Below are 11,635 nucleotides of genomic sequence, written 5' to 3'. Positions count from 1 at the left end.
CCGCAGGACCCACCCCACCCGAAGTCACCGCCGGACCTGCGCGGTGATGTCGCGGAGGAGGTAGCCTCCTTGACACGTCGGCGACAACGCCTGATGGTCTGTTACCTGTCGTGGATGGTGCTGTTCACCTGCATCTACTACAGCAACCCGACCCAGCGGATCATCTGGTGGACCGGCATCGGCCTCGGCGGCGTCGCGGCCATCGTGATCGGTGTGCACCTCAACCGCCCCGCACACCGGCTGTTCTGGTACCTGCTCGCACTCGCCAACCTCAGCTTCACCGCCGGCGAGGTCGTCCAGGTGGTCCAGATGCAGTTCCTGCACCTGGGCAGCCCCTTCCCCTCGGTGGCCGACGGCTTCTACCTCGCCGAGTACCTGCTGTACGCGGCGGGCGTCCTGGGCTTCATCCGCTGGCGGACGGCCCATCAGGACCGCGCCAGCCTGCTGGACGCCCTCATCCTCACCATGGGCCTGGCGCTGCTCGCGTGGATCTACCTGATCCTCCCCTACGCCCGGAACCCGGACCTCAGCTGGTTCCAGAAGGCCGTGTCGATCGCCTACCCGCTGGGCGACGTGGTGGTCCTCGCCCTGCTGCTGCGCCTGCTGGTGCCACGCGGCGGCAGCAGCCGGGCCCTCCAACTGCTGACCGTCGGGACCATCGGCCTGCTGATCTCCGACATCCTGTACGGGCTGATCCTGCTGCACGGCAACTGGCACATCGGCACCCCGGTCGACCTCGGCTGGGCGGCCTTCTACACCGCCTGGGGCGCGGCCGCCCTGCACCCCTCGATGGTCGAGCTCACCAAACCAGTCCCCAGTCAACAGGTGGACCTCGGCCGCGGCCGGCTCGCCCTGCTCGCCGCCGCCTCCCTGGTCGCGCCGACGATCCTGATCGTCGAGTCGATCAACGGCAACACCCACAACGCCGGAGTGATCGGCGCCTTCTCCGCGCTGCTCTTCCTGCTGGTGCTCGCCCGCCTCGCGCTCGTGGTGAGCGCCCGGCGGGAGGCCATCACCCGCGAACGGGCCCTGCGCGAGGCCGGCGCCTCGCTCACCGCGGCCGTCAGCGTCGAGGAGGTCGCCGACGCCGTGCAGAGCGCCGCCTCCACCCTGATGCCCACCGAGCCCGGGCACGTCGCCCTGCTCGCGGTCAGCGAGGCCGGCGTCCTGCACATCCGGCACGCCGAACGCGGCCCCGCCCAGCACCACCTGCGCGACGGCTCCGACTCGGACGAGGTGCTGGCCCTGGCGGCCGTCCGGGAGACCCGGTTAATCCCCGTCGAGGACATCGAAACCGATCTCGCCGTGCGCTTCGACGGCATGCCCTCCGCGCTGCTCTGCCCGCTCACCCTGGCCGAGCGCCCCTCCGGCGACCCGCTGATCGGCGCCCTCATCGTCACCGGCACCGAACAGGAACTGACCAGCCTCTGGAGTTCGCTGGAGATCCTGGCCGCCCAGGCCGCCCTGGCCGTCGAACGCGTCATGCTGAGCCAGGAGATCAACCGCCGCAACAGCGAGGCCTACTTCCGCACCCTGGTGCAGAGCGCCAGCGACGTCATCCTGATCCTCAACTCCGACGACGGCGTCCGCTACGCGTCCTCCTCCGCCGAGCGCGTGCTCGGCTACTCCGACCTGGACGGCATCCTGATCACCGACCTCGTCCCGCCCGAGGACAGCCGCGCCGTCGGCAGCGCGCTGGCCCGGATGCGGGGCCCGGACGGCACACGCTCCGGCGACGGCCGCGAGCCGCAGCGCGAGCACTGGCGCCTGCTGCGCCAGGACCGGACCCCCATCGAGGCCGAGGTCCGCTGCAACGACCTGCGCGGGGATCCGACCGTCGGCGGCCTGGTGCTCACCCTGCGCGACGTCACCGAGCAGCGGCAGATGGAGCGCGAGCTCACCCACCGGGCCTTCCACGACTCCCTCACCGGCCTGGCCAACCGGGTGCTCTTCCAGGACCGGGTCGGCCACGCGCTCTCCCGGGGCGAGCGCAGCGGCGCGGTCACCGGCGTCCTCTTCATCGACCTGGACGACTTCAAGGTGGTCAACGACACCCAGGGCCACGCGGTCGGCGACGAACTGCTGGTCGCCGTCTCGCTGCGGGTCTCCACCGCGCTGCGCACCTCCGACACGGCGGCCCGGCTCGGCGGCGACGAGTTCGCGGTGCTGGTGGAGGACGCGGTGCGGCCGTCGGACGTCGGCGCGATCGCCGACAGCGTGCTGGCCGCGTTCGTCGAACCGTTCAAACTGAGCGCGGGCGCCGTCCGGGTGACGGCGAGCGTCGGCGTGGCGACCACGGAGGACAGTGTGGACGCGGCGGAGCTGCTCACCCACGCCGACCTGGCGCTGTACTCGGCGAAGTCGGCCGGCAAGCGCCAGTGGTGCCACTACCAGCCCGCCCTGCAGGCCGGACTGGTGGAGCGGCACGAGCTGAACGAGAACCTGGACTCCGCGATCGCCGAGTCGGCGTTCAAGCTGTACTACCAGCCGATCGTCGACCTCGCGACGGGCGACCTGGTCGCCTTCGAAGCACTGGTCCGCTGGCCGCACGACCGGCGCGGCATGGTCCTCCCGGACGAGTTCATCGCGCTCGCGGAGGAGAGCGGCCAGATCGTGCCGCTCGGCGCCTGGGTCCTGGAACGCGCCGCGCACGAGGCCGCCGCCTGGCAACGGCTGAGCGCCGACGCCCGCCGCGCCGCCGGACGGCCCCCGCTGCGGGTCAACGTGAACGTGTCGGCCCGGCAGTTCCGGGACGCCGGCTTCGTCGACGTCGTGCGGGGCGCGATCCGGGCCTCCGGCATCGACCCCAACGGGCTGGTGCTGGAGCTCACGGAATCGGTCCTGATGCGCCGCGACGAGCGCGTGCACACCGACATGCGCACGCTGGCCGAGCTGGGCCTGGGCATCGCGATCGACGACTTCGGCACCGGGTACTCCTCGCTCTCCTACCTGCGGGAGTTCCCGATCTCCATCCTGAAGATCGACAAGTCCTTCATCGACGGGCTCGGGATGTCGCAGCAGCAGTACGCGCTGGTCGAGGGCATCACCAGGATCGCGGACACGCTCGGCGTCCAGGTCATCGCCGAGGGCATCGAGAACACCGAACAGCGCGACCTGCTCGCCGCCATGGGGTGCCCGCTCGGCCAGGGCTACCTCTTCGCCCGGCCGCTGACCCCGGACCAGGCCGGGGCCCTGGTCCGGGGCGAGGCCGACCTGGCGGGCGTCCGGCGGACGTGACGGGCGGCGGGTGCCCTGGCCCCGGTGGGGTGCCCGGTCAGGCCGGTCAGGCCGGTCAGGCCTCTGGCGGTACCTCGGTGGTGCTGACCACGACCCCGGCGGTCAGCGTCCGGTGCACCGGGCACTTCTCGGCGATCTCCAGCAGGCGCCGCCGCTGCTCGCCGTCGAGGGCGCCGTCCAGCCGGATCTCCCGGGTGATGCGGTCGACGAGCCCGTGCCCGCTCTCGCACTCCGCGCAGTCCTTCGCGTGCACCCGCTCGTGGCGCAGCGCGACCGTCACCTTCTCCAGCGGCCAGCCCTTGCGCTCGGCGTACATCCGCACCGTCATCGAGGTGCAGCTGCCGAGCGCGGCCAGCAGCAGGTCGTAGGGGTTCGGCCCGCTGTCCTCGCCGACCGGCCCCGGCTCGTCGGCCGTCAGCTCGTGACGGCCGGCCCGGACCCGCTGCCCGTACCGGCCGACGCCGTTCTCGCTCACCACGACGAGCCCGCGCTCGGGCTGCTGCTGTTCCATCGTCATCCCTCTCCCGCTCCGGTGGGTTCCGGTCCTGTCCGGTCCGGTCCTGCTCCACCCCCACTCTCCCGTACCGCCTCCGCTGCCCGGCACCCGGGGAACGAGGGGCCGGCCGGCTCAGGAGGCCGGCCCGGGCGCGCGGAGGTGGCCCGCGAGGAACCGCTCCGCCTGCTCCCCCTCCGCCGCTGGCACACCCCCGTGCCCGCCGGGGTTGGCGTGCAGCGTCTTCTCCCGGGAGCCGAGTGCGTCGAACAGCGCGAGACCGGCCTCGCGGCGGACCAGTCGGTCGTCCCACTGCAACAGGAACCGGACCGGGACTGTCACCCGGGCCGCCGGGGCGGTCAGCGAGTCGTCGCCCGCCAGGCCCAGCACGGCGGCGGCGATCCGCGGTTCCGCCGCGAGGAGCGGCAGGCCGATCGCCGTCCCCAGGGACAGGCCCCAGTAGCCCACCGGGTGCCCGGCGACCACCGGTTCGAGTGCGCGGACCGCGTCCAGGACGGCCCGCCACTCCGGCACCGCCCGCGCCGCCAGGGCGGCCGTGTGCGCGGCGATCCCCTGGCTGAGCGGCTCGCCCGCCGCCAGCAGCGCCCCGATCTCCGCCGCGAACCACGCGTCCCCCGCGCTGCGCGGCCGGTCGCCGTGCCCGGGCGCGTCCACGGCCGCGACCGCGAAGCCGTACGCCGTCACCAGGCGGCGGGCGCGCGCCGCCAGGACCGGCGCCCGGCTGTGCCCGCCACCCCCGTGGCCCAGCAGCACCAGCGGGCGGCCGCCGCCGGCGGCGGGCGACCAGAGGACGCCCGGGACCTCGCCGAGGGCGAAGCGGCGTTCCACGACCCCGTCCGAGGTCGACTCCGCCAGGACGTGTTTGCAAAGTCGCGTCGGACCAGGCGCGACTTTGCAAACACGCCCTAGCACGCGCATGGGTTGATGACCTTTCGGGCCGCCGCCGGGGCACAGGCGATCACCTGCACGGGCACCGTAGCCGAGCCCCCTCACGCCGGGCGCCCGGCCGGGTCACCGGCCGACGGCGGGACAACTGCCGGGTGCCGCGCGGGTTTGCCGGACGCCGGACGGGCAAGGCGAGGGCCCGGCGGCCGCACCGGCGGACCGCCCCCGAAAGGAGCGGAGATGGCTCTCCAGATCGTCGTCGTCGCGGTCGTCGCGGCGGCCGCACTCTTCGCCGTCCTGGCTCCCCGGCTGCGCTCGCACAGGCTGCGCGCGCGGTTCGGGCCGGAGTACGACCGCGCCGTCCTCGCCCACGACGGCGACGTCCGCGCGGCCGAGCACGACCTGACCGACCGGGTGGCGCTGCGCCGCCGGGTGAAGACCGTCCCGGTCGAGGCCGCCGACCGGGACCGGTACCTGGCCGAACTGCGCGGCTTGCAGGCCCTGTTCGTCGAGGATCCACGCCAGTCCGCGGTCCGCACGGCCCGACTGCTCGACTCGCTGCTCACCGACCTGGGCTACCCGGGCGAGGACCGTCCGGAGCTGCTCTCCGTCGACCACGCCACCCGGGTGCCCGCCTACCGCGACGCCCGCCGGACCCTGGACGACCCGGGGGCCGACAGCGAGGAACTGCGCCGATCCGTCATCGCCGCCCGCGACCTGGTCGTGGCACTGCTCCACGACGAGCAGACCGGCGTACCCGTCCGGCACTGACCGGCCGGCACCGGCCCGACCGGTGTTCCCGAAGCCGGTGTTCCCGAAGCCGGTGTTCGAACGGCATCCGCACGACGTCAGTCCGAGGAGGAGACATGACCCGAATCGAGCAGCACCGCAGCGGAAACGGCCCGAGCGGCGACGATCGGACCGGTCACGGCCGGGTCCACCGCGCCGACCCGCGCCACGCCGGACCGCGCCTGGGCGGACCGCGTCCGAGCGGTCCGCGTCCGGACGACCGGGCCGCCGACGCGCCGGAGCAACGGCCCGCCCGGTCCGGCGGCCCCAAGCACGCCGCCGGCCACGAGTCCGCCCCCGTACCCGCGTCCGGCCGGGCCGAGGACCGACCGGACGGTGCCGCGCTCCAGGTGTTCCCGGCGGTCCGCGAGCCGGAACCGCCCGCCCCGGCCGCCGTCCCCGCCGCCCCGGCGGCGCCGCCCCTGACGCCCCCCGCGCCGCAGGAACCGGCCGCACCGGCCACGGCGACCGCGCCGACCGGGCAGGCCGTCGCGCCGACCGGTCCCGGCCGACCGTCCGGCGGCCTCGGCCCCTGGTTGGACGCCCGGGCCGTCCAGGAGGCCCGGACGGAGTGGGAACGCGCCCAGATCGCCTTCGTCGACGACCCCGCCGGCTCCGCCGCCACCGCCGACGAGCTGGTGGGCCGCACCGCCGACCTGGTCGCCGAGGCCGTCCGCCGCCGACTGACGGACCTGCGCGAGGAGTGCCGCACCCCGGACCAGGAGCCGGGAGTCCGCACCGAACAGCTGCGCCTGGCGATGCGCGACTACCGCACCGTCCTGGACCGACTGCTCGGCTGACGACCTCACCCGGGGCGGCCGCGTCCGGCCGCCCCCCAGCACGGGAAGGAGACCGCCATGGGTATCGGCGGCTGCATCATCCTGTTCGCCCTGGGCGCGATCCTCGCCTTCGCCGTCGACTGGCACCTGTCGGGGGTCAACCTCGACGTCGTCGGAGTCGTCCTGATGGTCGCCGGTCTGCTCGGCCTGGTCGTCTACGCCCGCGCGCTGCGACGCCGCCGTCTGGTGGGCTCGCGCGCGGTCGACCCGGTCGTCGAGGAGCGCCGCTACTACGACGGCGCCTGACCGGCTGCCGACCGGGTCCGGTCGGCAGCCGGTCAGGCGCATGGCGGCCACCGGTCCCGGTGGCCGCCGGGTCCGTCTCGGGGTCAGGCCACGGCGCCGGGCTCACGCGGGCCGGGTGCGGAGAGCACCAGGGACGGACCCTCCACGGCCAGGGCCGTCAGGCCGGTGGCCGAGCCGGAGGTGTGCACCTCGCCCGGCTCCCACCGGACGCCGTCACCGGCCGAGACGGACACCCGCAGCCCGTCGGCGCCCGCCACCCAGCCCTCGCCCGCGATCACCAGGAACAGCTGCGCCACCGGGGCCGGATGGGCCCCGATGGTCCCCCCGGGCTCGACAGACAGACAGGTCAGATGGACGGCCCCTTCCCCGGCCGCGACCGGGGTCGCGCTGGCACCCACACTGTCGAAGCGGTCGACGACCTTCTCCGCGCGGTCGAAACGGAACATCTCCAAGAGGGTCCTCCTCCTCATCGGGTCACCGGCACCGAGTCTGTTCCGTGCCGCGGTCACTGCCCGCACCGGCACCCGCCCGCAGGACCCGCTACCAGGCCGGTCGCGGGTCCTGCGGGCGGGTCGAGAACCCGGCCGGGACCTCGCCGCCGACGTCCGTCCGCCAGAGGTATCCCGGGCTGGGCGGGAACTCGTGGGGCGCGGGCGCCGGGCCGTGGTACCGCTGGGTCCGCGGCAACGGCACCTCGACCAGCGTCCCGTCGTGGATCATCCAGAGACCGAAGCAGTCGTCCTCCTCGTCGTGGATCAGCACCTGGACCTGCGCCGGGTTGGGCCACGGGAGCGACGCGAGGTGCTCCAGTAGTCCGGAGCGCGGCCGCATGCGCTCGAACTCGATGACCCAGCCACCCACGAAGAGGTCCAGCGGGGTGAACTCGCCGCGCCAGGCGCGCGACTCGTCGGGCCGGGTCAGCGGCTCCATCACCTCGTCCGCGTACGTCGCCAGCACGATGACCTGCGCCATTCTGCTCATGCTGGAGTATCGCGGCACACCGCCCGACCACGGCGACCGGGTGCCGCATTGGTGAACGGCACGGTGGGTGAGGGGGTGGCTCCCCCTCACCCACCGGCGGCGCGGGTGGTGCGTACCGTTGCGCACCGTCAGGAGAGGCGCCGCCAGCGTGCGGAGGCGAAGGAGAAGGCGCCGAAGAGCAGCAGGCCGGCGGCGGTCGGGGCGAGCAACCAGGGGCCGGCCGGGGTGGTGGCGAGGCTGCGAAGGGTGTCGTCGAGGCCCTTGGCCTGCTGCGGGTCGTAGCGGACGGCGGCGGTGACGACGAAAGCGCCGGCGACCCCGAAGACGAGGCCGCGCGCGGTGTTGCCGGCGACGCCGCAGGCGGTGACGGCCGTCCGGGTGCGGCGCCCCATCGCCGCCGTGTCCAGTCGGTCCAGGAAGCGGCGGCGCAGGGCTCGAACGGCGATACCGACGCCGATACCGGCGAGCACCAGGCCCGCCGCGCCGACCAGGTAGCGCCCGGCGGGAAGGCCGAGGGCGGAGGCCGTCCAGTCCTTGGAGGCGTCGTCGCTGCTCGACCGTCCGCCCCTGCCCGTCGCGAACGCCGCGGTTCCCCAGCAGACCGCGCCGTAGAAGAGCGCCCGGCCGGCGTTCAGGGCCCGCTTGCCCGGCTTGCCGTCCTTGCCGCGCCCGACCACCGCCGATCCGGCCCGCCAGAGCGCCATGCCCGCGAAGCCGGCGACGAGCAGCCAGAGCACCGTCCGGCCCAACGGCCCGTCCGCCACCGTGCGCAGCGCGCCCTCGCGGTCGGCCTCGTCGGAGCCCCGGCCGAAGGCGATCCGCAGGGCCAGGTAGCCGACCAGGACGTAGACGACGCCCCGGGCCGTGAACCCCGCTCGCCCGGCACCGCTCAGTGCGCGGTCCGCCGTGTCGCCGGCGGCCGGTCTCCCGCCCGCCGTCCTTCCGTGCGCCCCTGCGGCCACGTCGGCCCCCTTCAGCCGCGGGCGCCGTGCGCGCCCGGTCTGCCGGGGCGTCTGCCCGCCCGGCCCCGTGACACGCGTCCGGAGCCGGGGTGGCGGGGCTGCCCGGTGGGCGCGGGCAGCCCCGGAGGATCAGGCGACCGGGTGCGGGTGGCCCAGGTGGGGGAAGACGGGGAGCAGGTCGACGTGCGCGGGGATGTGGTCGCTGGTGACCTTGCCGCCGGAGACCATGGCCAGCCGGGCGGAGGTCACGTCGTCGACCAGCGTCCGCCCGTTGGGGTAGATCGCCGGGCGGGAGCGGTCGTAGCGCAGGATGTCCGGCAGCACGAGCTTCAGCGTCTCGGTGGCGGCGTCGGTGGTGTAGTCGCCGGTGTGCTGGAGGACGGCCGTCCAGGGCTCGCGGTACTTCGCCCAGTCGTCGGCCGGCTCGCCGGTGTTGTAGGCGTCCTTGACCTCCTCGGCGTTGAAGTAGGCGGTCAGGGACGGGTGGGCGCCCCGGTCCACCGAGATCAGCTGACCGTCCTGGTGGAGGCTGACCCGCGCCCAGACGCCGATCGTCGGATCGGGCCCCAGCTCGGCGTCCGGCACCTCCAGGGCGATGCCGAAGACGTTCGCCTCGGCCATCGCGTCCTTGCCGGTCCAGGTGAAGTTGTTGACGATCCCTTCGAGGTCGGCGAAGAAGGGGTCGCTGCGCAGGCCCACGGAGAGCTTGTAGCCGTTCGCCTCGACGACGTCGGGCGCGTCACCGAAGGCGACCGGGACGTCGGCGAAGAGGACGTCCCCGGTGGCCTCGTGCTTGCGGGCGGCCTCGCCGGTGGCGCGGTGGACGGTGACGGTCTGACCGCCCGCGTCGGGGTCGGAGAAGGTGAAGGAGTAGGCGACGTCCGCCTGGTGGTCCCCGTCGCTGTCGATGTTGATCCGGTAGACGGCGTGCGGGTGGAACGCGTTGGCCTGGGTCGGCGCGTACGGGTTCACGTCCATGATCAGGACGGTCCGCCCCGAGGCGTCGGCCGCCGGGAACGCGAACAGGTCGGTGAGGTCGAGCCGGGCGTCACCCCGGGGAGAGCGGAGGTTCGGACCACTGAGGTGGTGGGACATGGCGCTGGGCTACCTCGTCTCTGCGTTCCCCCCTGGCTGTCGGCTCCGTTGCTACCAGCGGGGCCCGTACAAGAGGGGGAGGCCGCCCGTACAGAAGACGGCCGTCCGCCGATTGGCGGACGGCCGGGCTGCTGTGACGGGTATTCAGAGGGTGGGATGTCGGAGCGCGCGTGTCAGAGGGAGGAGGCAGCGGCGAACTCGACGAACGCCTGCCACGCGGCCGGCTCGAAGGCCAGCTGCGGCCCGCTCTTGTCCTTGGAGTCACGAACGTGGACGGTGCCGGGGAGTGAGGCGACCTCGATGCACGCAGTGCCTTCATTGCCGCTGTAGCTGCTCTTCTGCCAGGCAACCTCTACGCAGTTGGCGCCCTCATTGGTGCTGTGGCTGCTCTTGAACCACACCAGCTCGGCCATAATCACCGTTCTCCCAGAATCTGCTCGATCAGGGCCAGGGACTGTCGCGGGTCGAGCGCCTGTCCCCGGATGCTGCTGTACCGAGCTGCCATCCTACGGACTTCCTCCGGATTCGTGATCAGCCTATTGATGTGCTGCACCTCGACGTAGGCAATCTGTGCGCGCCCCGGCGGCGTGAGCAACGCGAACGACCCACCCATCCCCGCATGCTCAGTCCTGTCGAGGGGAATCACCTGGAGTTCCAATCCCCACGTCTCCCCAATCTTGACCAGGTGCCGCAGCTGATCCCTGTGCACGTCCCAACCACCCAGGGGGCGCCTCAGCACCCCCTCGTCGATCACCCAGCTGATCACCGGCAGTGGCGACCGGGTGAGAATCACCTGACGAGCCATGCGCGCCGCAACCCACTCGTCGACCTGCTCCCGCGACAGCCAGGGCCGCCGCATCTCGTACAGCGCATGAGCGTGGGCCTCGGTCTGCAGGAGTCCAGGAACTGCGACCACGCTGTAGTCGTGGATCTCGACGGCCTTGGCCTCCTCGTCCGTGAATGCCTTGGACCAGGCAGGGTGCCTTGTGCTCACCCTGATCTTCGCCTTCATGACGTCGTCCGCAACCGCCTTCAACACTCCTCCCGCTCCGAGGAGTTCATCAGCCGCTGTCAGATACTCCACTCTAGGGGTGCGTCGGCCGCGCTCGACCGCCCCGACCATGTCCTCGCCGTAGCCGATCCTTTCGGCCATCTCACGCTGCGTCAGACCGGCTCGTTCGCGAAAGATCTTGATCTGCTTCCCCACCGCACTGAAGAACTCCGCGACCCCTTCGGAGCCCTCCGGCAGTTCGCCGTCCTCGAACACCACGCGCTCATCGCTACCCACGACAACCACCCCGCCGTTTCGATCGGTTAATCCCGAGCCCACCGACAACCCGACACTCCGCGCCCGGACAAGCACGCTCCGTACTCGCCCGATCCATGGTCAGGGTACTTCCGAGCCACCAGGCTTTGTCACATGAAGTCCGAAATTCCCCTCGACACAGCGACCACCCGCACCCACTGCGCGCAGCTGACCGCCTCTCCCAAAGGGGCCTCGATCGGCCGCCGGATCGCGAGACAGCAGCTCACTTCCTGGGGGCTCAACTCCGCCGCCCCCGACGCCTTCCACTCCGCGCTGCTGGTCGTCGCCGAACTGGCCACCAACGCGAGCACCCACGGGCGGGTGCCGGGCCGCCTGTTCGAGCTGGCCCTCACCCTCGCCAGCACGCCCCGGGGCGGCACGACGCTGCGCGTCGAGGTGTCCGACTGCCGGGGCGACCGGCACCCCGCCGTGCCCGCCTCCTGCGCCGACCACTCCCAGTCCGGACGCGGTCTCACGCTCGTCGGCGCGCTGGCCGACCGGTGGGGCAGCATCCCCCGCCATCCCAACGGCAAGACCGTCTGGGCCGAACTCGACCTCCCCGACCCGGCCTGAGCACCGCGCGCTTCAGGCCGCCGCGCTCACCCTGCTCCCCCTCGCCCTGCTCCTCGCCCTCACCGCCTGGGCGCTTCCCGTCCGGCCCCAGGAACCGCCCGCCCCGCTCCCCCGCGTCACCCTCGCCCCCTGAAAGCGGCGTGGGGGGGGGGGGGGCCCCCCGGGGACACGCACCGGCCCGGGCGGGGGTCCGCGCCGCCCCCCGGCC

General features: G+C 73.3%; 13 protein-coding genes. 5 read left to right on the top strand and 8 right to left on the bottom strand.

Features of this window, described 5'->3' with window-relative positions; all coding sequences use genetic code 11:
• Positions 1–69: 69 nt before the first annotated feature.
• Complete coding sequence (locus tag ACFXHB_RS05325; RefSeq protein ID WP_380572271.1) at positions 70–3,237, top strand: putative bifunctional diguanylate cyclase/phosphodiesterase; 3,168 nt, start codon at positions 70–72, stop codon at positions 3,235–3,237.
• Positions 3,238–3,292: 55 nt separating this feature from the next.
• On the opposite strand, the gene ACFXHB_RS05320 is transcribed toward ACFXHB_RS05325, so the two are convergent.
• Both ACFXHB_RS05320 and ACFXHB_RS05315 read right to left on the bottom strand, forming a co-directional pair.
• Positions 3,293–3,748 (bottom strand): OsmC family protein, encoded by a 456-nt coding sequence (locus tag ACFXHB_RS05320; RefSeq protein WP_380572269.1) that lies wholly within the window; start codon positions 3,746–3,748, stop codon positions 3,293–3,295.
• A gap of 117 nt (positions 3,749–3,865) precedes the next feature.
• Positions 3,866–4,579: an alpha/beta hydrolase gene (locus tag ACFXHB_RS05315; protein ID WP_380572267.1), complete on the bottom strand. Its 714-nt coding sequence runs from the start codon at positions 4,577–4,579 to the stop codon at positions 3,866–3,868.
• A gap of 297 nt (positions 4,580–4,876) precedes the next feature.
• On the opposite strand from ACFXHB_RS05315, the gene ACFXHB_RS05310 reads away from it, so the two are divergent.
• The 3 genes from ACFXHB_RS05310 to ACFXHB_RS05300 all read left to right on the top strand — a co-directional run bounded on the left by ACFXHB_RS05310 (position 4,877) and on the right by ACFXHB_RS05300 (position 6,510).
• The gene (locus ACFXHB_RS05310; protein ID WP_380572264.1) at positions 4,877–5,407 is read left to right on the top strand and encodes a hypothetical protein; all 531 of its coding nucleotides are present in this window, start codon (positions 4,877–4,879) and stop codon (positions 5,405–5,407) included.
• Positions 5,408–5,502: 95 nt separating this feature from the next.
• Positions 5,503–6,225, top strand: coding sequence for a hypothetical protein (locus ACFXHB_RS05305; protein ID WP_380572262.1), 723 nt, complete (start codon positions 5,503–5,505; stop codon positions 6,223–6,225).
• Positions 6,226–6,282: 57 nt separating this feature from the next.
• Positions 6,283–6,510 carry a DUF6458 family protein gene (locus ACFXHB_RS05300; RefSeq protein WP_380572260.1) on the top strand — a complete coding sequence of 76 codons (228 nt, stop codon included), beginning with the start codon at positions 6,283–6,285 and terminating at the stop codon, positions 6,508–6,510.
• Positions 6,511–6,593: 83 nt separating this feature from the next.
• Here ACFXHB_RS05300 and ACFXHB_RS05295 read toward each other — a convergent pair whose 3' ends face one another.
• The 6 genes from ACFXHB_RS05295 to ACFXHB_RS05270 form a co-directional block, all read right to left on the bottom strand.
• The gene (locus ACFXHB_RS05295) at positions 6,594–6,956 is read right to left on the bottom strand and encodes a cupin domain-containing protein (RefSeq protein WP_380572378.1); all 363 of its coding nucleotides are present in this window, start codon (positions 6,954–6,956) and stop codon (positions 6,594–6,596) included.
• Between the two features lie 94 nt (positions 6,957–7,050).
• Entirely contained in the window at positions 7,051–7,482 is a 432-nt protein-coding gene (locus ACFXHB_RS05290; RefSeq protein ID WP_380572257.1) for a hypothetical protein, read from the bottom strand.
• 137 nt (positions 7,483–7,619) lie between these two features.
• Positions 7,620–8,453 carry a DUF1206 domain-containing protein gene (locus ACFXHB_RS05285; RefSeq protein WP_380572254.1) on the bottom strand — a complete coding sequence of 278 codons (834 nt, stop codon included), beginning with the start codon at positions 8,451–8,453 and terminating at the stop codon, positions 7,620–7,622.
• Between the two features lie 129 nt (positions 8,454–8,582).
• Positions 8,583–9,548, bottom strand: coding sequence for a DUF4331 family protein (locus tag ACFXHB_RS05280; protein ID WP_380572252.1), 966 nt, complete (start codon positions 9,546–9,548; stop codon positions 8,583–8,585).
• Positions 9,549–9,721: 173 nt separating this feature from the next.
• Positions 9,722–9,961, bottom strand: a complete 240-nt coding sequence (locus tag ACFXHB_RS05275; RefSeq protein ID WP_380572249.1) for a DUF397 domain-containing protein — start codon at positions 9,959–9,961, stop codon at positions 9,722–9,724.
• Between the two features lie 2 nt (positions 9,962–9,963).
• Positions 9,964–10,836: a Scr1 family TA system antitoxin-like transcriptional regulator gene (locus ACFXHB_RS05270; RefSeq protein WP_380572247.1), complete on the bottom strand. Its 873-nt coding sequence runs from the start codon at positions 10,834–10,836 to the stop codon at positions 9,964–9,966.
• Positions 10,837–10,968: 132 nt separating this feature from the next.
• Here ACFXHB_RS05270 and ACFXHB_RS05265 point away from each other — a divergent pair, with 132 nt between their 5' ends.
• Positions 10,969–11,427: an ATP-binding protein gene (locus tag ACFXHB_RS05265; protein WP_380572244.1), complete on the top strand. Its 459-nt coding sequence runs from the start codon at positions 10,969–10,971 to the stop codon at positions 11,425–11,427.
• Positions 11,428–11,635: the final 208 nt, after the last annotated feature.

This window comes from Kitasatospora sp. NPDC059327 (assembly GCF_042752535.1).
In the GTDB taxonomy this organism is placed as follows: Bacteria; Actinomycetota; Actinomycetes; order Streptomycetales; family Streptomycetaceae; genus Kitasatospora.
The sequence above is the reverse complement of the archived record's forward strand: the minus strand, read 5'-3'. Positions and strand labels throughout refer to the sequence as shown.